A 23,464-nucleotide genomic window follows, 5' to 3' on the forward strand; every position below is an offset into this window, starting at 1 on the left:
CCCCCCGTTTACTTCTAGGTCCCTAGCCTAGCTCCTATTGGGAAGCATACGCCTAGGTGCGGCAATCGTGGTCTGCGGCGATGATTTTTGATATCTATTAATGGCCGAAAGCCATTGGCAGGGTAGTGCGATTAGTTCGCTGTAGAGAAGGGTTCGGTGATTTCAGTCAAGGCCAGCTTATTGGTGATACGGGGAAGGCGACTCAGGTACTTTCTGGCCAATGAGGTGGTGCCGATTCGGGTCCGCATGCGTGGACTGATGAAGCAATGGGTGCTGATGTGTTCCGATTTGGACCTGCGGTGCCGCCGGTTGAATCGAAGAGGTGAGGTTTATTGAAGATATGGTTCGCGCCGACCATGTGGCCGGCGCGAACCGCCTGTCACCTAAATATCTTCTTGCGCTGCATTGAACATCGCATCAATTCCTCAAGCGCGCGTTCAAAATCATAAATCATGTCCAATTGATCAGGTTTGAGGCCGTGAAGCTCGTAGGTTCCGCGCTCTGGGCTGTCGGTAACGCGAACCCCGGCGCGGTAGGACTCAGCGTCTTGAAAATATAGGGTTTCGGCCGAGTCTAAGCCCACTATGTTCTTCCCTAGATAGATAAGCGATTCCATCACTGGAATTTTGCAATCACCATCGGCGTAGCTGATCATGTAGTAGTCGTCACCGACGGTCAGCTCATCGTAAGTAACATGCTGAGCATAGAAGTCGATCTCGCGCTTTTCAAAAGTAAGCGTCTTGAGCATTTGCTTAGATTCCTAATGAGTGGCGCATTCGATAGGGTCGGTGCACGGGCACGATAACGAGGGCACTGGTTTCTCCGAAGGTTCCGATTCGGGCACCACGAAGGGTGAATGTTCATCCGGGTCGTTGCAAGAGCAGCTGAGTCGGCGCGTGCCGTACTCTTTGAGTTCAAGCGGATCAATGAACCTGGTGGTCCTGAAAACGCGGTTCGCCCGGCAGCTTTGAACACCTCGCGCCCCGCACATCTCTTCGCATTGGGCCATTTCTTCGTTGTTGCAGGGCACTAACTTTTGCCTCTCGGGAGGCAATGGTTTAGGCAGCAGGCCCAGCTGGTCGGTGAAGGTCAGCGGGTTGATATTGGCATAACCATACGTGCTCGGGCCGGCGTCCAGTCCGGTCGGATCACTTTGGAGATAGCGACCCGTCGCTGCCTCATAGTGGCGGTTGATGTTGTAGGCGATGCGCGACTCAGCATCGTAATACTGCCCTGGGAAGCGCAGATTGAGCGTGTAGCCGCTGGTCGAGCTGGGTTGAGCCTCGCCGAACGGGTTGGACTGATATGCCCATTGCCATACCGTCGCACCGGTGCTGTCGGCGACTGCTCGTGGCGTATTGAGGCCATCGGCATGCACGTAATTGGTGGTACTCACCGCCCCTTGGGTATCGATGATCGCCAGCGGGAGATCTTCCAACCAGATGTAGTCGCGGGTAGTGCCACCGTACTCGCCGAGGAGCTTGCTGTTTTCATCATAAGCAAAGCGCTGGCTCAGCGAGGCCGGCAGTGTGGCCACCTTTGCGACGCGCTCGCCAAGGGCGTTATAGGTGTAGGTGCCGACCGTGCTTCCGTTGCGCTGCGCGATGGTCATCCGATTCCGGCCGTTGTAGCCGAAGCCAAACGACTCCCCGCCCACCGAACTGGCGGTGGTATTGCCGTTGTTATCGTAGGTTCGGGCGGTACTTCCGACGTAGCTCAGCCAATTATGCGGGTACTGGTAGTAGCTATACGTGCCTGTCGCGAGTCCGCTGCCGGTTTTGCTCGTGCGATTGCCGATGGCGTCGTACGTATAGGACTCCACGCTCGTGCCAGCAGCATTGTTCACGCCCGTGAGTCGCGACAACCAATCGTAGCCGTAGGTCTCTGTGGCGGGGCTAGCGCCAGGCGCATTGCCCAGCGCCGTGATGCGCCCCATGGCATCACGGGCGAAGTGCAGGTTGAGCGCGGGGCTGGTGGCGTCCGTCACCTGATAGTTCAGATCATAGGTACGCGTAACGGTCTGGCCGTTCCCCAGGGTGTAGCTCGCAACAGGGCCAAAGGGCAGATAGGTGATGCCGGTCGCGATGTTGCCGGTGCCTGCGCCAGTCGTGCCAGGCGGTAACGCCGTGATGGCGCTGATGCGACCCACCGTGTCGTGCTGGTACTGGATAGATGTACCGCTGGGTGTGGCGACGCTGGCCAGCCTGTCCGCCAAGGTGTACGAGTAGCCGGTAACGTCGGTCGCTGAACCCTGGGTCTGGCTCTTCTGCGTGACATTGCCTCGGGCGTCGTAGCAGTACACCGTAGTGACGCTGGCTTCGACCATACGGGTCAGGTGCCCCACCGGATACGATCCCACACAACCTGTGACGCTGTCGGTCTCGTCGTAGTGATAGGCGACATTGAGGTTGCTATCGATGTACGTGGTCGCTGCAAGGCGGTTGAGTGCATCGTAGTTCGACGTGGCAACGATGTTCTTGGCGTCCGTCCGGGTCAGCAGGTTGCCCGCCACATCGAACGTAGACGATATCGTGCCCGTGTCGGGGCTGGTCAACGTCTTCCGGTTGCTCAAGCCATCGTAAGCACTGGTTGTGTACTTGTAGTCCGGCGTGAGGGTCTGGGTGAGGTTGTCCAGCAAGTCGTACGTATAGCTGGTGGACGACACCACCGTCGAACCGTTGACCGTGGCGCTGTTCTGGAGGCCCGAATAGCGATTCAGGCCATCATAGCTCCGCGTCTGGGTCACGCCCAGCGCGTCGACCGACGTCACCAAGTTACCGTTCGCATCGTAGCCGCCACCGGCGCTGGCGTCGAAGATGGTGTTGTTCAAGCCGTCAATGATCTTGGTGAGCTGGCCCAGGTTATTGAATGTGCGGGAAACGCGTCGGCTCGGCGTGGAGCTGCCGACCGCATAGGTTGCCTCGTCCGTGCGGTTGCCCGCAGCGTCCAGTGTGTAGTGAACGTGGTTGCCCTGAGCATCCGTGACGTCAGTTAGCCGGTGCGCGTTGTCATAGGTATAGGTAACCGTCACGCCATCGGCATCGGTGACAGATTCGACGGCGCCATAAGGCTTGTAGGCGTAGGTCGTCGTCGCCCCGGCGACCGTGCGCGTCTTGAGCCACCCGCGTGGGGTATAGGCCAGGTCGGTGATCACGCCATTGGCATCGACCTGTCGGGTCGGCCGTCCCGCGAGGTCATAGGCAGTGTTCGTGGTCACATGGCCTAGCGCGTCGGTGACCTGGTAGAGGTCCCCTGCCCGATGGCAGGCGCCGCCCGCGGTGGCACAGCCGGAAGCATCGGTCGTCAGGTAGTAGCTGTAATGCGTGATGTCGGAGACATCCGTGCGCGGGCCGTCTTCCGTCAGTTTCAGGCCTACAACGGGGCATTGGATGCCGTCCACGCTGGTGCAGTACGTATAGGTCCACTGACGCACGCCGGCCGGTGCCTGCGCGTTACTGCCGCAGGTATAGCTGGATGCGCCACTGACAGCCGGGTCGATCTCGCAACGCGCAGTCACTTGGCCGGTGCTGTTGTACACCCAGGCGCTTTGCGTGATGGGATTGTTGTTGCTGTCGAGCGTGATCCGCGTCAAGGGATTGCGGAGCGTGGTGTCCCAGGTGGTATTGATCGTGCGTTGCTGCCCAAGCGACGCCAGGTTGTAGCCTTCGATCCGCTGCGTTTCCAGGCCCGCTGTGTTGTAGATAAGCTTGGTGACGTTGAACGTGAAATCCGTGTACTGGCTGGGATAGCCGTTCGTGTCGTACTGAATCGACTGATAGCGCTGCTTGCACCAGTCAGTGTTGCAGGCCGCAAACATACCGGTCAGCTTGATGGCGCCATAGCCATCGTCTTTCATGGAGATATTGCCCGAGGCGCCGAGCGGAAACGTCATGGTGGCGAACGAGCTGCTGCCGCCTGTCACGCTTCCCGCGTTGGCGCCGCCGGCATGCGACGACGACACCGCGCGACCGTTGGTAGCGCTGTAGCCTGTGGTGTCGTAGCGAACGCCCGCTTCATCGATGACGCCGGTCAGGGCATAGGGGAAGTTAGCGTCACCGGTATAGGTCGGTTCGTTGTAGACGTACTGCTTGGTTTTGCTATCCGGATACTGCACAGAGGTTAGCGTGCCGTTGGTATAGCCATAGGTCAGCACGCCGCCGTCCGGCAGTGTCACCGTATGCAGCAAGCCGGCGCCATCGTAGGCGAATTGCAGGGTGCGACCGAACGGGTCGGTCACGGTCTGCAACTTGCCGCCGCTGTAGGTGAGCGTCGTTGTTTGGCCGGTGACATCGGCGATGTACTGCAACTGCCCCGAAGTCGAGTAGCGCTCGAATTGATTCGGGCCGGCCACATAGACGGTGAAGCCCGTGCTGTCGGCCGTCAGCGTATCGGGGATATTGGGGTCGGCTGCCCAACCGCCATTGGCCGTGGGCATGAAGCGCTCGCTGCGGCCGTCGGCCCGGAGAAGCTGGATGTACGATGTCCCACCACCGCCCACGAGCGTGTTCTGGAACAACAGGGAGCGGTCAAAGGAGTGGCGCCACTGTGGCCCCATGCTCGCCGGTCGCACGCTGGCCTGGCTGTTGTAGAAGCGCCGGAACGTCAGCCAGGGCAGGGCATCGAAATCGGATTCTTGGTCGTACTTGTTACCCGTCGCCAGATTGATCGGGTCCAAGACCAAGGGGGTGTCAGGGCAGGTGACGATGCCGTCACCGCCTTGCACACCATCGCCGCCGTTGCAGTTGCCCGCATCACCGGTGTTCTTTTCGGGATTGTTGTCGTAAGCCGACAGCTGAATCTCGATGACATTGCTTGGGCAGACGAAGCTGTTGGGGTCGGTCGATACATAGTAGACCTTCGCGACGTTGCCCTGGGCCTGCTGCGTCGCGTTCTCATAGGCTGAGGCAACTTGGCAATTTGCGCCTGCAGGGTAGCGAGCTGCAAGGAACTGCTTGGTCCCATCGAGCGCTAGGCTGATTTCCCCCCATGAATACTGCACGGGGTTGTTGTTCGTATCGAAGTCTTTTATGTAGAACGGGATGGCGTAGTAAGTCGTGGCGCTAGTCGCGCCCACCCATCCCAGGCACAGGGCCATCGCCCACGCCAAAAGCCACACGCGGCGCGTGCGGCTATGAAACCTCTGTATAGCGGCCATCCTTGTCTCCCTCGCCGTTATCGTCTCGATCCTAAGTTCGCGTTGCGCTCCATCAGCGGCGCGGCGTCATCCATAAAGCCATGTGCGTGCTGCTGCCGATGGGGCAAGCCACAGACCGGCGCATCAGCATCTCAGGACGGAATGTCAACAAAATGTGAAGGCTGATGAGCGTGCTCTGGCGTGGCTTTAGACGTCTAAATTAGACGGCTGACTAGAGCGGAGTTGAGTTAGGGCGCGCAGACGAGCTTATGGCGCATTGCCGAAAGGTCCGAGCGCTCTGCGGTCAGTCGTTCCTTCAAGAGGCGATCAGTCGAAGCATCGGCATCGGTGTGTTGACCGTTAGGCCAGCTATAAATGATGCCGCTTGTTAGACGGCGCTCATCCTGATTGACGGCTTCTTCGAGTCGGCGGATTTCTTGGATTGCTGCGGTGTTCTGCACACGCCGCATGTCTTCGAGCTGGGCACGGCACGTGACCAGTTCGCTAGCGGCCTGATTCGATGCGTAGGATTCCCGGGCCTCCTTGCGAAGTTCATCATTCTTATTCTCGAGATCGTGGACACGGCCGCGCAGATACGTGATTTCATCTGTATCGCCTTTATGCCTTTCCGTGAAGTAGGCGCTTGACCCAAGCGCTGCGGCACCCGCCCCGACAATCGTCCACACCACCCCGAAACCAATCTTTTCCCATGTGCCACTCATAGATTCCCTGTAAGTTCCATCTACCTGTTCTGGGAGCATATCTAAGAGGGCGCTTGACAGCGAAGCACCGGAGCTGGCGAAACACGCTGTGCGGCCTTTGGGTAATCGCGTAGGATTCACAGACGTTTCACGCTGGGCTCGGTGTGATCCCAGCCTTCGAGCGGTACACCACAAGGATTTGGCAAGGGGAAGAACGATGCGGGTTGGACCGCGGGCGGATGCCTTGATTCGACACTTTGCGATGGGCGCTTTGTACTGCGCGATGCTTTTTCTCATTAGCGAAGTGACCTTTACCCACTGGATCATCGTTACCGGCTTTCATCTGAGTGTGCTGCTTCTCGCGCGATACCGGTATTGGCCGGCGCTCGTACTCGGTGGCTTGGCTCGCATGGCGTACGTGAGCTTCGATTGCTATCCGCAGTACGGCGCTTTGTGGGCGACGGTGAACTTAGTGCCGGCTATTGCGTATTACACGCCTATCGTTTGGGCCTTTCGTGAGCGCGGTCTTCTCTTTCCCCGGCAGGGAACGTTTCAGGTTATTGGGCTCGTTCTGTGTGCTTTCGTGGTGGCGACGATGGCCACGGGAATCACACTCGGCCAGTTGCTCCTAACCCCTTTGCCGCCGAACTATATTCTTGACTATAGCCAGGTGGTTCCACGCCTGGTACTCGGCAATCTGCTCGGCGTGCTGACGGTTGCACCTACGGCGATGGTTCTCGCTCAGCTCGCCGGCGAGGCGCGAGGGCACTGGAATTCGTGGTTTCATGAGGTGGCAGACAGTCGCCTCTTGTTCGATACCGCGTTCGTTGCCATTCCGGTCATGCTGTTCGTGGGGTGGGTCGGTTTCCGTGACGCACAAAATCGGCCCGTCGCGCAGATGGCGATGTTCTTGCCGGTGGTGTTCTTGGCCCTCCGTCATGGTTGGATGGGTGCTGCATTTGCCGGCACCCTCGCTAGCGTCGGGATCATGCTGTTGATGCCGGCCGAGGTCGATGCGGGTACGCTGCAGGCGGAGACGCTGGTGGCGTTGGCTATCGCTACCATGCTGCTCGTCGGCGAGCACGTAGCAGGACTCCACCGACGGGCCGATCAAGAGCGCGTGGACTCGCGCACTGCAATGGCGCTTGCACAGCGAAACGTGGAGTTAGGCGAGTCGCAGCTACGCAGTGCCGCTGTCTCGCTTGAGCGCACACGTGAAGCGTTCGATGTGATGCTGGGTCATTTATTCACCCGGTTGAGCCACTATCTCCCCGCAGCGGAGGATCGTCGCTATCGGCGGCTTGCCGAGTTAGCGAAAGGGGAACTTTCGCTACTGAGCGATGCGATGCATCCGCTGATGTATCGCGATAGGGGATTACCAGGGATGTTGGCGCAGGGGGCCTTGGTAAGACATCTAGAGGCCGCGGGCGTGGCATTCTGGTGCGATGTTCGAGGGCCGGCCAGTGTATTTCCGCAAGAGATGCATCTTGCGGCTTACCGACTCATCTGCGATGCCGTCAGCGACGCTTGCGCCGCGCGGAACGTCAGTGAGGTGCTGGTCAAGGTCCGCTGCGGGATGCAAAGTCCATTGCGCATGGCGATGATGGTGCAGACCATTGGTGACCCCGAGCGCCTAGCGCACATTGGTTGGGATCGGCTTCTACCATCGTTGCGGCTGCTGTCCAGCGGTTTGGGGCTGCGTGCTATCGAAGACCGCGCAGCGACGTATCACGGCTCCATGCGTGAGCGCCCATTGGCCCAGGGGCGGCGCCTACTGATCTCGCTGCGGCATCCCGGCCAACCCCACCCGTGAGTGCGTGAGTGGGGTCGGTCACGCCGATCACTGCACTTTGATATTGCAGGTAACCGGGTCGCCACAGGCGTCGGCCGCGTGGATCTGCATGGAGCCGTTTGAGAGAGGCGTCGCCGTGATGGCCGTGGTGCCATCGTTGTAGATCGGTTTGGGCGTGGCGGCCGGTTGCGTGGCGGTCGGAAGGCCGGTGGGTTGCGACGGCGTATCGACAAGATTCGCGTACCGTCCAATGGGGAGAGTGATGAAGGCGCCGCCGGCACTGCCGACGCTACCGAGCACGTTGCCATTGGCGTCGTTCACCTGGATGTACCGAACGCCGCCAAAGTCGAAGACGTAAACGTGGAAGTTGGGGTTCATGCTCACATCCGGGGCGTTGGGCCAAGCTTGGCCGAGCCCCGAGTTGGGCGACGCGGCCATGGCCGTGCTGGCAAGGCCGGCGGCTAAGCCGACTGCGAGGACTGCACGTGACAGCAGGTGCATAAACAGCGACCCCTTTTACGTTGATGAAATCGGCGAATCTATGAGTAAGGGAATCTAGCACCGAGATGTGAAAGTGGCATGAGCAGCGCCTTTCCACCGCTGACTGGGATTCCCCTCGGGCCGAGGGGGGGGGGGCTGGCGGGCAGGGCTTCGATGCAGGGCCCGTATGCGACCGTCCACGGCGGTGCAGGCCTGGTCAGAAAATGATCAAGCAAGGAGGGCTTGCCCCGGCGCGCGCGGTCGTCCCCCCTCCTCGCCTGCGCACTTCTTCCCCCACTTTTGATGCAGGGATGCGATAGCGGCCAAGGCGCGCCCGGCTTAGCGCTGATAGGGATTTCTATGAGGTGGCGGATGACGCAGATAGATGCATGCCTGAAGTGAGCCCCTAGGCCTGGACCGGAGGGTGAAGAGCAAGTGATACGTTTGCTGGGCCTTCTCGAAGGAAAAGGTCCATGGTCTACAAAGCTCCTTTTAGACGGTTCAGTCGGCAATTCAAACAATCCCTTTGCGCCGCCATCCGTGATCGGAGTGGATCACCACGCCTGGTGCGGGATGTCGCCGCCAGATCGCCATCAACAACGCATCCATCGCCAGCTCGCGTGCCAGGCTGGATTTCATTGACCAGCCAATCACTGCACGCGAATACAAGTCGATGACGACGGCCAGATAGAGCTAGCCTTCGGCCGTGCGTAGGTAGGTGATGTCAGTGACCCACGCTCGATCGGGGTGCTTGACGTTGAACTGTCGCTGCAGTCGATTGGGCGCGACCACCGCTGGTTTGCCGCCCTTGTAGCGACGTCGAAGCGGGGAGCGCACGGAACGAAGCCCGTGTTTACGCATCCCACGCCATCAGTGCTGTCATCTTTCCAGGGAGTAATGCTCCCTCGCGCAAGGACGCGGGACATGATGGCAATGAGCCGTTCACGATCCATGCCTACAACGTCATCTCCCAGACCCTCGCCTGGATCGTGGCGAACAACGAGGACGTCTCCAGAGGTGACGCGCGCAATGAGATAGTTTAAGCGTTCTGAATAGGTTGCCGCCGCCCAGGGAAGTTGCGCTGCCGATCAACCCGCTCAGCGAAAGCTTGGGTACTGTACCCAGCCAGCCACGCGATCCGCGCATCCCCGACGATGCGACAGTGGAGCCGGTGATCATTTGCTTGATACGACAAGCTATGGCATTGCGGGAACGCGGAGCGGAAACGTGTGCGCGCCATTTCGAGCGCGCGCGTAATTACCCCGAGGAGCGACCAGTAAGGGTCTAAGAAACCCGAATCAGGCCAACTTACTCACCAAGCTTCGAACATGAGCCAAAGATTGCTCATAATTGCCGGAGGGGATACCAATCGTTGTCCCCTCAGGCATCGTATACGAGGCGTGCTTGGGCAGGCGATGAAGAGGGATGCCGAGCCCCGCAGAAACCTTGCCAGAAGTGTGAAAGTCTTTCGTGTCCGAGATAAATGCCGCGGCCCAAGACCTTTTAGTCGTCACGGAGTTCTCAGGCACTGCAAAAAGATGCGGAAAGTTCTGGTAAGAGGTATAGCAGAAATCGGTCAGTTCGTTTTTAACCGCCTCATAGGCAGCGGCTACGCCACTGTTTGATGTGAAGTTATTAAAAACGAACTCATACATTACGGGTAACTTGAGCTTGTATTTCTCAATTTGCGTGTTAAACGTGACAAAATCTTCGGCGTAATTTTTAAGCGCCGCGCTGGGAAACTCCCCATATAGAAGGCTAAGAATGCCCTTGATGCCCTCAAGAGAGCTATAATCAGCCATCATCGGGACAATTAGAAAGTCCGAAGACACCAAGCCCATCTGGGTATAGATCGAAAAACTGGGATTGCAATCAATAAAAACGGTAAGAGACTCGTACTTCTCTTCCAAGAACTCTAGCTCGCACAAGCGCTTAATAGCAGTCATGTACTCGCTCCACGCCTTGGTGTTGGCGGGGTTAATTACTGCATAATTGAGTGCTAATGAAAGGGACTCAAGAAAGGAGTCCCCGGCAATCAGGTAAAGGTTATCCGTAACGTTTTTGTTGTGCTCATGGACCTTTACTGCATATGATCTACGAATGCTGGTAAATCCTGAATTGCCTTTCAGTAAGAAATCAACGAAACCAACTATATTCTTGCGAGTGCTCGTAAGCTGGAGCTGTTGGTTAGCTTGATAACCTGCATGTCCACCACCCAAAAGAAATTGGGAGATATTTGCCTGCGGACAAAGGTCAATCACTAAAACCTGCTTCTTCGGATTATCTTGAGCATACAAGCATGCCGCGTTCTGACAGAGGGTTGTTTTACCGACTCCACCCTTATTGTTGTAGAACGCATAAATCGTCTGCTCCATGACCTCCCTCCCCTGAGTGCTAGCCGGTACGGCCAGAGTTTCATGATAGCGAAGCTGCACTCCCAGGTCAGTAGCAATATTTCCTTTAAAACCAAAAAGTTATTCTTTTCCGGCTTCCAGAGCCCCAGCTGCGGTCTTTTCGAGCGTCGGCAATGCCGAGCTGGACGATGATGGCGTGGAGCACACCATTCTCTATTTCGATATCGCCCCGTTCCGCGAAGGCCAAAGCATCAAAACGGACTACTCCATGCGTCGGATCCCTGTTCACGCACGCTTGCTGGACCTTGGGCTTGGAAAGTACCTGGCCGATGTCCGTGCCGCAGGGTCTGAGCTCTTGTTTCCCGGACTGGGATGGCCGGAAGGCGGCCCAGGCGAACCATCTCTCGATGGTTCAACAAGCACTATTTGCGCAACGCTTGTGGCATCAAGAGCGCGAAAAAATCGCTCCATTGTTTCCGGCACACGCTGACAACCCGATGCGAGCGTGCCCGCGTGCCCATCAGCGTTATTCAGACAATCAACGGCCACAGCGATGGAAAAGGGGTGGACGCACGCACGTATGTGGCTCGTGGGTCACTGCTTGAATGCAAGAGAGCCATGGAACAGCACGAATATCCACCCTTGGGCTTGGTGCCGTATGTGTCGGCCAGATTTTCAGCTTACCTGGCTCAGGCCGTGGCAAAGGCAGCGTATGCGCGGCGCCTCGGGAACGAGGGGAACCCCGTGGTGAGCCGCAAAGGGCGCCGGCCAAAGCTTGGCCCTGTGGCGGGCACGGAAGCCCAGAGCAAAACTTACAATGCGACACCACCCAAAGGAGAGAATAGCGCGTGAGCACGGAAAAACCTCTTTACGCCGGACTATCGGGTTTGGAGCTCTCCTCGGACGAGTATGATCTCGGGAACGACCTTCTTCTTCGGAAGACCTATGCGCATCTGATGTGCCAGAGGATTTTGGCATTCAAAGAGCCGCCCCAACCTGGGGCAGCGCATCCCGGCCCTTGGCTCCCTTCTTCGGGCTCCGATGCGTTCAACATGCGGACGGAAATCGTGGTGCCGGAGAGCTACCAGCACCCACGGCTCAGCCGGTTCGATGTGGCGAAAACGATCGTCGGTCTGATCCGTATCTTCGTGAATCCAGAAGTCTCCATGATTTTCTCCTCTGAGCATCCCCTGGCATCTTTCCCGGAACTCGACAAATCCGGGACGGCTTTGAAGGGAAGCGTTGTGGAGGTATTGCCACGGCATTTCGGCCTCAGGTTAGTCGAGCCGATGTCCATGGAGGACTTGGATTGGGTCAAAAACAACTGGGCCGCCGCGGCGAACCTCAGGGCTTCTAGCTCTGAGTTTGCCTTTGCAATGGACGTGCTCGACATCGGGCAATTCATTCCGAGCACGGCAATGGCGTTGGTCTCCATCTGGGGGGCCTTGGAGGCCATCTTTTCCCCGGCCATGGCCGAGTTAAAGTTCCGGGTCTCCTCCATGATCGCCGCCTACATGGAGCCGCCCGGCGACGAGCGCTTGGCCCATCAAAAGAAGATCGGGAAGCTCTATGACATGCGTTCAGCGGCGGCGCATGGGAAACCCAAGCATGGCAACGACGATCTCCTGGCATCGTTCGAGCTGCTGCGCATAGTCCTGATCAAGATCATTGAGCGCAAAGCGGTCCCCTCAAAGGAGGACCTTGAACGCGCCCTGTTTTGTGGGTGATCAGTTGCCTAGCCATTCTCAGTCCAAGGATGGCTGATCACTCCGCGAAATCTGCTGGCTTGCGGGTGGCCTTCATGATCGCGTTCATCGCCATTTCGTAGGCACGTTCAAGGTGAGGTTTCAGGATCTGCCCCATCTCTACATGCTGCTGGATGATCGCTCCCTTGTCGGCCTCTGTCAGTTTCCCCGCGAAGAACAACCACCCGAAGAGATGCGGCGTGGTTTGAACGAGCGAGTGTCCCACATCGTGTGCCAGGCGCCGCGCTTTTTGGTCATCTGTCATGACCGCCTGCCCAATCTTCATGGCGAAGGCGATGGATGAAAGCTCCCCTTTGCCCAGCTTCCTTCGTTGTTCGAGCTGGGCTACTCGTTGAAGGTCACCAATGGTGGAAGCATGAGAGGCAAAATCGCCGTTGCGTTGCGCCCTTCTCAGACGATCCATGAGAGTGCGGTGGGTTTCTTTCAGCTCACCACGCTTCTTGATCAGGCACTCGTAATGGACAAAGGCCGTCATGCAAAAATCGCAACCGGCAGCTTTGGCCGCAGCGTAGAGGCGCAATGATGAGAGCACGTTCCAAACGGCGCACGTGTCCGTGACATTGACGGGGTGGAAACTAGAAGGATCAATTTCCATGGAGGCTTCTTCCGTAAATGGCCGCCAGTTCCACCAATCCCGAATGGTCCGTCAACAACGCTTCGGCCAGCCGCCCACGACTGACCACCCCTTCTTTGAAGGCATCAAAGCAAAGGCTGACGTAGAAATCCGACAGCCCCAGCTCCAAAAGGCGGGCCTTCTTCTCGCGCTGTGATGCGGCCAGTCCCTCGGGAAGCTCTGGATCCTTCTTGGCATCCTTTGGCACGCGGAGTTTGCGTATCTGATGGCTGCGCTCGGGATCAACCAGTTTGGCCTCGCTGAGGGCAATGCCAAACGCATTGCAGCTCACTCGCAACTGATTTGCCCAGTGCAAGCACTCATCATCGCTCCAACCTTGTGAAACCCTGATGCCCCTGAGGAGTGCGGGGGGCATGAGAAAGCAAGACGCGAAGCGGTTGGCGCGCACCTCCTTGGAATCCACCCCGGGGTAACGATCCAATGAAACGGTGGCCCCTTCGTCAACATCGAAGATGGAGTGCGCCACTTCATGTGCCGCGCTGAACCTTTGCCTGTAAACATCTTCGTTGTAGTTCACCAGGGCGCACTTGCCAGCGGTCGGGTGCTGGATGAACAACCCTGAGATGTTCGAGTTCCCCAGGTGGCGTCGGAAAACATGGACGCCGATGCGACGGAACTCCGAGAAAATATCCCTTCGGACCTCGTGGTCTGCGTAGCCAAGGGCACGCCTGAGGGATGCTGCCGCCGCCTCTCCGTGCCCTTTCATAAAGATGCCAGAGGGCCGGAACACAAACTCTTCCCAGGTCCGTCCCAGCTCCGACATCAAGAGGGCCTCCGTTTCACAGAGGTAGAGAAACTCTTGCACAGCCCGGCGATCTTCCTTTCGGAAATCCTGGCCGTGTCGGCGATAAAGCGTGTCCGTTTGTTCGAATGGGGCGAGCCGTTCGTTGGAAATGAAATACCGGAAATCACATTGAAAGTGATCCGCCAGGATCAAGACTTCATCTCCGGTCGGCTCGACCCTTCCCGCTTCCATCTCGGTGAGCCTGTCACCTGGAATGCCAGTGACCTCGGCCACCTCTGCGATCGTCTCTTGCAACTGATCGCGGTATTTCCTCAGTTTGTCCCCGAGCGCTGCAAGATTGATGGCCATAGGCTGGTCAAAGAGGTCCGTGTCTTTGCGATGGGCCCAAACGCCGGCACCACATCAAGCTGGCCGCCGATGGCGCAAAGCGCAAGAGGCTGTGGCACCAATGCCCATAGTTCCAGCGGGAGGTTAGCACCATCAAGATGGTCTGTTTCGGGAGCCACTGCGATCAGCCAGCTCGGACAGGGCGCCCAAGAGCCGTCCAATGAGTTGTACCAACCGGGCCATCCTGGTCAGAACCTGATGGGCCTGGGGTGTTTCCGGGATGGGAGCCACCGCCCGGAAGCGCGCCAGCAATGAGCCTGGTTCGCCCTCGGGAAGGGAAGCGGGGCGCACTAGGATGGCGGAGGCCTGGGTCGGTGGGGCCGTTGGTGCAGCGGAGGCCGGCGGGTCCGTTTCGGCCTTACAGATGCCTTCCCTGGCCACATCCGCCTGGGCGCGCCGCTGCTGCTCTTCCAAGAGAATGGCATGGCGGCCTCATAGATATTGGCGGGGATCATGATGTCGCTGCGCAAAGCCTCGCCCCGCCTGGTGAAGAACCCCTTGCGTTCCATGGCCGTCACGGCCGCGCCCAAGGTCGGCTGCGGAATGATCGGCAAATCTCGGCGGGCGTAACTGAGGTGGGTGTAGTTCGCGGGCAAGTTATTGGCGGCCGCGCAACGGTTGGGATTGCTGGAGCGCGTGGAAAGGCTGAGGAAGTAGGGCGAAAAGCGGCTGTTCCCGAAGATCAAGATTGGCCGGTCAACGGCCTGATCTCACCGCTGGTCACCAGGGCGACGAATATCTTGAGCATACTGCGCTCCGAGCGCATACGCCCAGGTGCGGGCAAGAACAGGGTCCCGGGTGTTCACTGATTTCTTGATGACCTTTCGCCCGATCAAGGGCTGAAGGTCTAAGGGCGCGATCAGACGGAAATGCCACACAGCTGACGGATGACGCAAAAAGGTGGTGTGCAAGCCGCATGGTTATTATCCAACCGACTTGACCAAGCGCCGTTTCTCTCAACTTACGAGGAAAGCCTCAAAAATAGGCTTTTCTCTGAGGGTGGTGGAGAGAGTGAGATTCGAACCCACAGTACGCTTCTACGCACGCCTAGTTTCGAATCGGCCGCATTTCCCGGCGCAGGGATATTTTCGGATCAGCCGGCTAAGGCTTGGCTACTTATCTCTTCTGCGCCAAGCCATTGCCCCGTCTTGCGGTGAATGCGCAGCGCCCGCGGATGACCGCCGTGCGGTACGAGGACTAGATCCAACGCAGAGCCGGTCTGCTCGCCGGGCTCAACACCCACGCGATACACCACGATGTGTGCAAAGGTATCGGTCACGAGTTGTCGGGCTTTCAGTCGCGCATCGTAGTCCTGGCTCTTCACCCCGATCACCAGTTCGCGCCAAGCGTCGGCGGTCGTCGGCGCCTTCCGGGATACGGCTGCCCATTCCGCGTCGGCGTCAGCCACCTCCCGTCGCAGGCGTTCCAGCTCGTCCTCCAGTTCACGGAGCCTACGGAGAATGATCGCCGGCGCCGCACCGTCGTCCTGCATCAAGGCGTCGGTCAAGCGCTTGAGCTGTGCTTCCACGTCGGCGACGCGTGCCTTGGCGGCGGCAAGTTTCTGGCGGGCTGGCGGGTCAACGACACCGCGTTCCAGCAGAGCATCCAGATTGATCTGGTCCGAACAGAAGTCCAGCAGCGCCCGTTCGATCGGGGCAATGCTCGTGCTGCCGCCCACCGGACAACGGCGATAGGCCTGCCCGGAGCCGCAAGACAGGCGGCGATAGGTGTCATGGACCCGGCCGTCGTCGTCCTTTTTCCGGCTCATGAGGTTCTGGGCCACCATGGCCGACCCGCAGTACCCGCACTGGGTAAGGCGTAGCCCGGTAATGATGCCGGGCAGTTCGCCTTTGCCTTTGCGTCGACCCGACTGCGAGAACAGACCCTGCAGTTCGTCGAAGTCCTCTGGACTCAGGATGGCCGGGTAGTAGTCGGGCAGCGCGTAATCAACGCCATCGACCGACAGGGTCTTCGTGCCGCGCAGGGCAGGCAGGCGAAACACCTTGTACAGGTGCGTCGCCCGGGTGCCTTTGTCCGAGACGGAGAGTCCCGCGGCATTGAGGCGATCGACAATAGCCACCGCCCCATGCCCGGCCCGGAACAGGTCGATGGCCATTCGGACAGCGTCGACCCGTTCCGGGATGAGGTGCCAGCCATCCGACTGCCACGCTAGCCATTGGGGATCCTTGCCATTGCGGATGCGACCGCGATAGGCGCCGTCCAGCCACTGCTGGCACTGACGACGAATGGCCGCTTTAACCCGCTTGCTCTTGGTATCGCTTTCCTCATGTGCCCGGATCATCACAAGGAGGCTATGGACCAGCTCCATGGGATTGGCCTTCAGTCCCTCCCGGTTGTATTCCCGGCCATCGCTGGCAGTCACCACGGTGATGCCGGCATTGATGATCTGGGCAAGCTGTGCCTGGGCCTGGAGCGGTTCGGCACGGCTCAGCCGATCCAGACCTTCCACGACCAGCACGGACCCCGCGCCAATCTGGCCCTCGTCCACGGCGCGGAGGAAGGTGCCCAAGGCGCCTTGCTTTACATGACGCTGGTGGTAGGCGCTCAATCCTTCGTCGCGGAGGGAGAGCGAGGCATCAAGCTGCAGCTGCCGGCCCTTGGCCCAGTTGGCCGCAAATTCGATCTGGCGATGGGCACTGCTGCCGGTGGACTGTCGGGCGTCACTGAAGCGTAAATAGCTATAGACCTTGATGTTTGCGTCCACGTGAAGCATCGACCCCTGAGCAAGTTGTGAAGTCTATATGGGATCTCATTTGGCTGCCCAAAGAAGAAGTAACCAAGAAGAAAGGGCACCCTGCTTGGCGCCCTCAGCAGCGCAGCTGCTGAGGGTCCGTGAGGGCTGGCCGGGCTTTTTGACAGGGCATCCATGCCCTGATCAAAAAGGCGAGGACTCCTGTCCTCGCCCCCTGCGGGGCCTGATCGTCCAGCCCTCACCGCCGGCGCCAAGGGGACCCGGTAGATCAAGAGCAACTGCGCACAAGCGGAACGCCGCGGCTGCGCCGCGTGCTCTTCGCTCGATTTTCGCGCCGCCCTGCATCCCCCTCTCCCCGCCGGGGAGAGGGTTGGGGTGAGGGGTGGGTGCTCGCCCCAAGGCTGCAACCGCAGGCCCCGCCCCGATTCCAGTTGCCACGGCCGCCCCCGGCTGGCATGGTTCCTGGCTTTCCGCCGCGCCCCGGAGCGCTCCAATGTCGTTGATCCGTTCGCTGTTTGCCGTGAAGCCTGTCGAGGCCTCGCTCACTGCCGATGATTCGCTGCGGCGGACGCTGGGGCTGAAGGAGCTGATCGTGCTGGGCGTGGGCGCGGTGATCGGCGCCGGTATTTTCGTGATCACGGGGCAGGCGGCGGCGGAGCATGCGGGGCCGGCCTTGACCTTGTCGTTCGTGCTGGCGGGGTTGGCGGCGGCGCTGGCGGCGCTGAGCTATGCGGAGTTCGCGGCGATGCTGCCGGTGTCGGGCAGTGCCTATGTCTACGCTTACGCCACGTTCGGCGAGCTGCTGGCCTGGTTTATCGGCTGGAACGTGGTGGCGGAATACTTGCTGGCGGTGTCGTCGGTGGCGGTGGGCTGGTCCGGTTATGGCGTGGGCCTGCTGAAGAGCCTCGGCATCCATGTGCCGGAGGCGCTGGCCAATGCGCCGCTGAGCTTCAAGGACGGGCATCTGCAGTTCACGGGGGCGCTGCTGAATCTGCCGGCGCTGCTGGTGGTCGCGGCGCTTACGGCGCTGCTGTATCGCGGGACCAAGCAGTCGACGGCGTTCGCCAGCGTGGTGGTGGCGCTGAAGGTGATCGTGGTGGTGCTGTTCGTGGTGTGCGGGCTGCAGTACGTGGACCCCACGCTGTGGCACCCGTACGTACCGCAGAACCAGGGCGGCGATCACTACGGCTGGGCCGGCGTGTTCCGTGCGGCGACCAGCGTGTTCTATGCCTATATCGGTTTCGATGCGGTGGCAACCGCGGCGCAGGAAACGCGCAATCCGCAGCGCAACGTGCCGGCGGGCATCCTGATTTCGCTGGCGGTGTGCACGGTGCTGTACATCATCGTGGCGGCGGTGCTCACCGGCCTGGTGCCGTATCCGCAGCTGGGCACGGCCGAGCCGGTGGCGACGGCGCTGGCGGCGCATCCGCCGCTGGCCTGGCTGAAGCTGCTGACCCAGGTGGGTGCGGTGGCGGGGCTGACCTCGGTGATCCTGGTGATGCATCTGGGCCTGTCGCGCATCCTGTACACGATGGCGGGCGACGGCCTGCTGCCGACCTTTTTCGGCGCGGTGCACGAGCGCCATCAGACGCCTCACCGCACCACCCTGCTGGTGGGCGCGGTGGGCGGCATCCTGGCCGCGGTGTTTCCGCTCAGCCTGCTGGGCGACCTGCTTTCGATGGGCACGCTGCTGGCTTTCGCCACGGTGTGCATCGGCGTGCTGGTGCTGCGCCGCTCGCATCCGAACCTGCCGCGCGGTTTCCGCGTGCCGGCCGCGCCGGTGGTGTGCAGCCTGGGCGTGCTGGTGTGCGGTTTCCTGCTGGCGCAGATGAACCTGGGCAACTGGATCCTGCTCGGCGCGTGGACCGCGCTGGGCATGCTGATCTACATCGCCTACGGCTACCGGCACAGCCTGCTGCGCAGGCGCGGCTGAAGCACCGCGCCTGCCTTCCGGCACTCAGGAAATGCGGAAGCGTTCGTTGCCGTTCGGCTGTTCGATGAAGTGATCCAGGCCGGCCACTTTCAGCGGGTGCAGGTTGTAGTCGACGTGAGCGGTATCCAGCAGCGCCGGCGCGTCCTGCGTTGACGCGGGGGAGATCGCGGCCGGTTCCGCCGACGGGGCGTCGCCACCGTTCGGGACGACGGTGAGTGGCTTGTTGGGAAGTGTCATGGCTGAACTCCTGCGGCGTCTTGCATGCGCCGCTGGCGTGTTCCGCGTGGCGACGCGGAAGGCTGCACCTTGCGTCCGTGCCTGAAGCGGCGACCGTGCCGTGGAACCGGGGTGGCTCGGCGGTCGGCGGGGCGGTCGGCCCGGCTTCGTCCTGCTTCGAACCTTCGATGCGCGCCGCTGGAGAAGGGTTGCGCGGCGCGGGCGAGGGCGGAGCGCCGGTCGGATGGGCATTGGGGCCTGGTCCGACCGTGGAGCCAGTCTAGACCCGCACCGCAAGAAAAAACCCGTGTCGAAGGGCATGACGGAAATCGTTTGCGTGCGGCGGCTTTTGGCCTCGTTGATGCTTTGCGCGCGCGGCGAACAGACGGCTAAAAGAGCTGGCCCTGATCGAGCATGATCTTCACCGGCGCAAAGCTGCGGCGGTGCTCGGCGCACGGCCCCAGCCGCTGCAGCGCTTCGAAATGCGCCGGCGTGGGATAGCCCTTGTGCGTGGCGAAGCCATAGCCGGGGTACTGCGTTTCCATCGCCACCATCAGGCGGTCGCGGGTGACCTTGGCCAGGATCGAGGCGGCGCTGATCGCCGGTTCCAGCGCATCGCCGCCGACGATGGCGCGGCCGGGGCAGGGCAGGTTCTTCGGCAGCGCGTTGCCGTCGATCCAGGCCTCGTGCGCCACCAGCGACAGGCCGGCGACGGCGCGGCTCATGCCGGCCATGGTGGCCTGGAAGATATTGAGCTCGTCGATCTCGGTGACGCTCATGGCGACGATGCAATGCGCCAGCGCATTCGCCACGATCTGCGGATACAGCGACTCGCGCTTCGCTTCGGTGAGCTTCTTCGAATCGTTCAAGCCGTCGATCGGGCGCTTGGGATCCAGGATCACCGCGGCCACTACCACCGGACCCGCCAGCGGACCGCGGCCGGCTTCGTCGACGCCGGCGATATGGCGCAGCGCTTTCCTGTTCACCGCGGACGCTCGATCAGTTCGATGATCGCGTCGGCCGCATGATCGCCCGCTTCGCCTTCCAGCTCGCCGCGCAGCGCGCGGTGCAATTGCTCGAAGGCGGCGACGATCTCGCCGCGGCGCTGGCTGTCCTGGAACAGCGCGAGCACGGCGGCGGACAGTTTCTCCGGCGTGCAGTCGTCCTGCATCAGTTCCGGCGCAAGCATGGCCTGGTCGCCGAGGCCGCAGGCGCGGGCCAGGATGTTCGGCAGCGCGTAGACGTCGGTCTTCAGCATGTTCAGCGCGCGCGCGATGCGGTAGCTGATCGGCGACACGCGATAACCGACCACCATCGGACGCTTGGCCAGCATGGCTTCCAGCGTGGCGGTGCCGGAGGCGAGCAGCACCACGTCGGCGGCGAGCATCGCTTCGTGCGCGCGGCCGTCGAGCAGGATGGGTGTGTCATCGTTGCTGGGGCCATCGCCGAGCATCGCTTTGAGCGTTGCATGCACGCGCGTGTTGGCAGCGGGAACGATGATGCGCAGGCCCGGCAACTGCGCGGCCACGCGGCGCGCCGCATCGAGAAACACGCGGCCCAGTTTTGCCACTTCCGATGCGCGGCTGCCCGGCAGCACGGCCAGCACCGGTGCGTTCTGCGGCAGCTCGAGGAAGTCGCGCGCGCCGACGCGGTCGGAGACCAGGGCGAAGCGGTCCGCCAGCGGATGGCCGACGAAGCGGGCGTCGACGCCGTGGCGCGCATAGATCGCCGGCTCCATCGGGAACAGGCACAGCACGCGGTCGGCGCTGCGGCCGATCTTGGCCGCGCGCTCCTCGCGCCAGGCCCACACGGACGGGCTGACGTAGTGCACGGTGCGCAGGCCGGCGGCGCGGACGCGCTGTTCCACGCCGAGGTTGAAATCCGGTGCGTCGATGCCGACCACCACAGCCGGTTGCGCGGCGATCAGCCGCGCCACCAGTTCCTTGCGCAGGCGCAGCAGGCGGGGCAGGTGGCTGATCACTTCGGCGAAGCCGAACAGCGACAGCTCGCGGATGTCGTACCAGGATTCGAAACCCTGCGCCTGCATGCGCGCACCGCCGATGCCGACGAAGCGGGCGCCGGGGTAGCGCTTGCGCAGGGCCACGATGAGGTCGGCGCCGAGCTGGTCGCCGGAGTCTTCTCCGGCGATGAGTGCGATGACGATGGCGGTTTCGGCGGCTGAGCTCATGGCGTCAGCGTGCGAGAGCCCGTTCGCTGCGATCCAGGAATTCCAGCATCGAGCGCACGTCGTCGCTTTCCTGCGCCAGCGACACCAGCTGCTCGCGCGCGTCGGCCTGGGTCAGGCCGGCCATGTACAGCGTGCGGTAGGCGCGCTTGATCGCGGCGATGCGCGTGGGGTCGAAGCCGCGGCGCTTCAGGCCTTCGCTGTTGATGCCGCGCGGACGGCCGCGCTGCTCGTTCGCCATCATCACGAACGGCGGCACGTCGGAGCCGACCAGGCAGCCCATGCCGATGAAGGCGTGCGCGCCGACCTTGCAGAACTGATGCACGCCGGAGAAGCCGGACATGATCACGAAGTCGCCGATCTCCACGTGTCCGGCCAGCGCCGAGTAGTTGGAGAACACGGTGTTGTTGCCGATCTGGCAGTCGTGCGCCACGTGCACGTAGGCCAGCAGCCAGTTGTCGTTGCCGATGCGGGTGATGCCGCCGCCGTCGCCGGTGCCGCGGTTGACCGTGACGAATTCGCGGATCAGGTTGCGGTCGCCGATGACCAGCTCGGTGCGCTCGCCCTGGAATTTCTTGTCCTGCGGCGCGCCGCCGAGCGAAGCGAACTGGCTGATGCGGTTGTCGCGGCCGATGCGCGTGGGGCCTTCGATCACCACGTGCGGACCGACGACCGTGCCCTCGCCGATCTCCACCTCGGCGCCGATCACGCTGTAGGCGCCGACGCTGACGTTGGCGCCCAATCTGGCGGAAGGATCGATCTGTGCAGTGGGGTGGATGGCGCTGGCCTGGCTCATTTGTCGGACCTCGCCGCGCAGACCAGCGTGCAGGAAGCGACCTTCTTGCCGTTGACGCGGCTCTCGGCCGCGAACATGCCCATGCCGCGCAGCAGGCGCAGCAGCTTCACTTCCATCAGCAGCTGGTCGCCCGGCACCACCGGGCTGTAGAAGCGCGCGTCGTCCACCTTGGCCAGGTAGAACAGCGGGCTGCCGGTGTCGCCCTTCATGCGGCTGCTGATCTGGGTGAGCAGGCCGGCGGTCTGCGCCATGGCCTCCACGATCAGCACGCCAGGCATTACCGGATGGCCGGGGAAATGGCCCTGGAAGAACGGCTCGTTCATGGTCACGTTCTTCAGGCCCACCACGCGGTGGTCCGGCTCCAGCTCGATCACCCGGTCCACCAGCAGGAACGGATAGCGGTGCGGCAGCAGCTTCTGGATCTGCTCCACGGTCACCGGCAGGTGGAAGGGGTCGGTCTTGTCACTCATTGTTGCTGTCCTTCTCCAGCGCCGAAAGGCGGCGCACGTACTCGTCAAGGTGCTTGAAACGGGCCGCATTGCGCCGCCACAGGCGGTTTTCCTGCAACGGTACCCCCGAGGAATACTCGCCGGGCTCGCGGATCGAATGGGTCACCAGGCTCTTGGCCGTAATGGTAACCCGGTCGGCCAGCTCCAGATGGCCCAGCACGCCGGCGTTGCCGCCGATCATGCAGTAGCGGCCGATCTTCGCGCTGCCGGCCACCGCGGCGCAGCCGGCCATGGCGGTGTGCGCGCCGACGTGGACGTTGTGGGCGATCTGGATCTGGTTGTCCAGGCGCACGTCCTCTTCCAGCACGGTGTCTTCCAGCGCGCCGCGGTCGATGGTGGTGTTGGCGCCGATCTCGCAGTCGTCGCCGATGCGCACGCCGCCGAGCTGCGGCAGCTTGATCCAGTGGTCTTTGTCGAAGGCGAGGCCGAAGCCGTCCGAGCCGATCACCGCGCCGGGGTGGACCAGTACGCGCTTGCCCAGGGTCACGCGGGTGACCAGGGTGACCCGCGCCACCAGCCGCGACTGCGCGCCCACCGTGCAGCCGGCGCCGACGATGCAATGCGGGCCGAGCACGGCGCCGTCTTCGATCACGGCGTCGTCTTCCACCACGCAGCAGGGGCCGATGCTTGCCGTCGGCGCGATGCGCGCGGCGGGCGAGACCACGGCGCTGGCATGGATGCCGGCGGGCGAAGCGGGCAGGCGCTCGAACAGCGCGGCGATCTTGGCGTAGGCGACGTAGGGGTCCTTGGCGATGAGTGCGGCGGTGGGGCAGTCGCCCAGGTTTTCTTGGCGCAGCACCACCACGCCGGCGCGCGCGCCGGCGAGCTGGGCGCCGTACTTGCTGTTGGACAGGAAGCTCAGCTGGCTGGGGCCGGCGCCGGCCAGGGTGCCGACGCCGTCGATGACGCGCTGGCCGTCGCCCTGGAAGGCCAGGCCGAAGCGCTCGGCCAGCTCGGCCACGGTGTATTGGAAGGTGCTCATGCGGGCTCCCTGGCGGTGCGGGCATTGTAGGGCGCGGGGGCGGCGGCGTCTTTCCGCACGGGCAAAAGAAAGCGCGGCCGTGGCCGCGCTTTCGGGGGTGGTGCGGTGTTTCGGAACCTGCCGGTCAGGCCATGCCT

General features: G+C 61.6%; 17 protein-coding genes and 1 pseudogene. 3 read left to right on the forward strand and 15 right to left on the reverse strand.

Annotated elements, in window-relative coordinates; all coding sequences use genetic code 11:
* Positions 1-379: 379 nt before the first annotated feature.
* The 3 genes from KK141_RS21675 to KK141_RS21685 form a co-directional block, all read right to left on the reverse strand.
* Positions 380-748: a hypothetical protein gene (locus KK141_RS21675; RefSeq protein ID WP_214573079.1), complete on the reverse strand. Its 369-nt coding sequence runs from the start codon at positions 746-748 to the stop codon at positions 380-382.
* A 12-nt stretch (positions 749-760) separates the two neighbouring features.
* On the reverse strand, positions 761-5,155 hold the full coding sequence (locus tag KK141_RS21680) for an RHS repeat-associated core domain-containing protein (protein WP_214573080.1): 4,395 nt from the start codon (positions 5,153-5,155) through the stop codon (positions 761-763).
* Between the two features lie 227 nt (positions 5,156-5,382).
* The gene (locus KK141_RS21685) at positions 5,383-5,856 is read right to left on the reverse strand and encodes a hypothetical protein (RefSeq protein ID WP_214573081.1); all 474 of its coding nucleotides are present in this window, start codon (positions 5,854-5,856) and stop codon (positions 5,383-5,385) included.
* 223 nt (positions 5,857-6,079) lie between these two features.
* Here KK141_RS21685 and KK141_RS21690 point away from each other — a divergent pair, with 223 nt between their 5' ends.
* Positions 6,080-7,648 (forward strand): MASE1 domain-containing protein, encoded by a 1,569-nt coding sequence (locus KK141_RS21690; RefSeq protein ID WP_214573082.1) that lies wholly within the window; start codon positions 6,080-6,082, stop codon positions 7,646-7,648.
* Between the two features lie 27 nt (positions 7,649-7,675).
* Here the strand turns inward: KK141_RS21690 and KK141_RS21695 are convergent, their stop codons facing one another.
* The 3 genes and pseudogenes from KK141_RS21695 to KK141_RS21705 form a co-directional block, all read right to left on the reverse strand.
* Positions 7,676-8,128 carry a hypothetical protein gene (locus tag KK141_RS21695; protein WP_250901936.1) on the reverse strand — a complete coding sequence of 151 codons (453 nt, stop codon included), beginning with the start codon at positions 8,126-8,128 and terminating at the stop codon, positions 7,676-7,678.
* A 516-nt stretch (positions 8,129-8,644) separates the two neighbouring features.
* Positions 8,645-8,911, reverse strand: a pseudogene (locus tag KK141_RS23020) (DDE-type integrase/transposase/recombinase); the annotation flags it as partial.
* Between the two features lie 494 nt (positions 8,912-9,405).
* Positions 9,406-10,482, reverse strand: coding sequence for a ParA family protein (locus tag KK141_RS21705; RefSeq protein ID WP_214573084.1), 1,077 nt, complete (start codon positions 10,480-10,482; stop codon positions 9,406-9,408).
* Positions 10,483-11,309: 827 nt separating this feature from the next.
* Between KK141_RS21705 and KK141_RS23130 the strand changes: the two genes are divergently transcribed.
* On the forward strand, positions 11,310-12,188 hold the full coding sequence (locus KK141_RS23130; protein WP_214573085.1) for a HEPN domain-containing protein: 879 nt from the start codon (positions 11,310-11,312) through the stop codon (positions 12,186-12,188).
* A 37-nt stretch (positions 12,189-12,225) separates the two neighbouring features.
* Here KK141_RS23130 and KK141_RS21715 read toward each other — a convergent pair whose 3' ends face one another.
* From KK141_RS21715 to KK141_RS21725, 3 genes are all read right to left on the reverse strand, one after another.
* Positions 12,226-12,822, reverse strand: coding sequence for a hypothetical protein (locus KK141_RS21715; RefSeq protein WP_214573086.1), 597 nt, complete (start codon positions 12,820-12,822; stop codon positions 12,226-12,228).
* Positions 12,812-13,954, reverse strand: a complete 1,143-nt coding sequence (locus KK141_RS21720) for an XRE family transcriptional regulator (RefSeq protein WP_214573087.1) — start codon at positions 13,952-13,954, stop codon at positions 12,812-12,814. The genes KK141_RS21715 and KK141_RS21720 overlap by 11 nt, the downstream gene beginning before the upstream one ends.
* A gap of 1,132 nt (positions 13,955-15,086) precedes the next feature.
* Entirely contained in the window at positions 15,087-16,718 is a 1,632-nt protein-coding gene (locus tag KK141_RS21725) for a recombinase family protein (RefSeq protein WP_345777629.1), read from the reverse strand.
* A 481-nt stretch (positions 16,719-17,199) separates the two neighbouring features.
* Between KK141_RS21725 and KK141_RS21730 the strand changes: the two genes are divergently transcribed.
* Positions 17,200-18,639, forward strand: a complete 1,440-nt coding sequence (locus KK141_RS21730) for an amino acid permease (protein WP_214573089.1) — start codon at positions 17,200-17,202, stop codon at positions 18,637-18,639.
* Between the two features lie 24 nt (positions 18,640-18,663).
* On the opposite strand, the gene KK141_RS21735 is transcribed toward KK141_RS21730, so the two are convergent.
* From KK141_RS21735 to lpxD, 6 genes are all read right to left on the reverse strand, one after another.
* Positions 18,664-18,876 carry a hypothetical protein gene (locus tag KK141_RS21735; RefSeq protein WP_214573090.1) on the reverse strand — a complete coding sequence of 71 codons (213 nt, stop codon included), beginning with the start codon at positions 18,874-18,876 and terminating at the stop codon, positions 18,664-18,666.
* Positions 18,877-19,244: 368 nt separating this feature from the next.
* Positions 19,245-19,841 carry a ribonuclease HII gene (rnhB, locus tag KK141_RS21740; RefSeq protein WP_214573091.1) on the reverse strand — a complete coding sequence of 199 codons (597 nt, stop codon included), beginning with the start codon at positions 19,839-19,841 and terminating at the stop codon, positions 19,245-19,247.
* On the reverse strand, positions 19,838-21,043 hold the full coding sequence (gene lpxB, locus KK141_RS21745; RefSeq protein ID WP_214573092.1) for a lipid-A-disaccharide synthase: 1,206 nt from the start codon (positions 21,041-21,043) through the stop codon (positions 19,838-19,840). Before lpxB ends, rnhB begins: the two co-directional genes overlap by 4 nt.
* Positions 21,044-21,047: 4 nt before the next feature.
* Positions 21,048-21,836 (reverse strand): acyl-ACP--UDP-N-acetylglucosamine O-acyltransferase, encoded by a 789-nt coding sequence (lpxA, locus tag KK141_RS21750; RefSeq protein WP_214573093.1) that lies wholly within the window; start codon positions 21,834-21,836, stop codon positions 21,048-21,050.
* A complete protein-coding gene (gene fabZ / locus KK141_RS21755) occupies positions 21,833-22,306 on the reverse strand; it encodes a 3-hydroxyacyl-ACP dehydratase FabZ (RefSeq protein ID WP_214573094.1) in 474 nt (157 codons plus the stop codon). The genes lpxA and fabZ overlap by 4 nt, the downstream gene beginning before the upstream one ends.
* On the reverse strand, positions 22,299-23,327 hold the full coding sequence (gene lpxD / locus KK141_RS21760) for a UDP-3-O-(3-hydroxymyristoyl)glucosamine N-acyltransferase (protein WP_214573095.1): 1,029 nt from the start codon (positions 23,325-23,327) through the stop codon (positions 22,299-22,301). The genes fabZ and lpxD overlap by 8 nt, the downstream gene beginning before the upstream one ends.
* Positions 23,328-23,464 lie beyond the last annotated feature (137 nt).

The organism is Dyella sp. LX-66, assembly GCF_018599165.1.
GTDB classification, from domain to species: domain Bacteria; phylum Pseudomonadota; class Gammaproteobacteria; order Xanthomonadales; family Rhodanobacteraceae; genus Dyella_D; species Dyella_D marensis.

Coding starts and splice junctions, on each gene's coding strand:
- KK141_RS21675 (WP_214573079.1), bottom strand. CDS start 748: ATGCTCAAGACGCTTACTTTTGAAAAGCGCGAGATCGACTTCTATGCT.
- KK141_RS21680 (WP_214573080.1), bottom strand. CDS start 5,155: ATGGCCGCTATACAGAGGTTTCATAGCCGCACGCGCCGCGTGTGGCTT.
- KK141_RS21685 (WP_214573081.1), bottom strand. CDS start 5,856: ATGAGTGGCACATGGGAAAAGATTGGTTTCGGGGTGGTGTGGACGATT.
- KK141_RS21695 (WP_250901936.1), bottom strand. CDS start 8,128: ATGCACCTGCTGTCACGTGCAGTCCTCGCAGTCGGCTTAGCCGCCGGC.
- KK141_RS21705 (WP_214573084.1), bottom strand. CDS start 10,482: ATGGAGCAGACGATTTATGCGTTCTACAACAATAAGGGTGGAGTCGGT.
- KK141_RS21715 (WP_214573086.1), bottom strand. CDS start 12,822: ATGGAAATTGATCCTTCTAGTTTCCACCCCGTCAATGTCACGGACACG.
- KK141_RS21720 (WP_214573087.1), bottom strand. CDS start 13,954: ATGGCCATCAATCTTGCAGCGCTCGGGGACAAACTGAGGAAATACCGC.
- KK141_RS21730 (WP_214573089.1), top strand. CDS start 17,200: ATGTCGTTGATCCGTTCGCTGTTTGCCGTGAAGCCTGTCGAGGCCTCG.
- KK141_RS21735 (WP_214573090.1), bottom strand. CDS start 18,876: ATGACACTTCCCAACAAGCCACTCACCGTCGTCCCGAACGGTGGCGAC.
- lpxB (WP_214573092.1), bottom strand. CDS start 21,043: ATGAGCTCAGCCGCCGAAACCGCCATCGTCATCGCACTCATCGCCGGA.
- lpxA (WP_214573093.1), bottom strand. CDS start 21,836: ATGAGCCAGGCCAGCGCCATCCACCCCACTGCACAGATCGATCCTTCC.
- fabZ (WP_214573094.1), bottom strand. CDS start 22,306: ATGAGTGACAAGACCGACCCCTTCCACCTGCCGGTGACCGTGGAGCAG.
- lpxD (WP_214573095.1), bottom strand. CDS start 23,327: ATGAGCACCTTCCAATACACCGTGGCCGAGCTGGCCGAGCGCTTCGGC.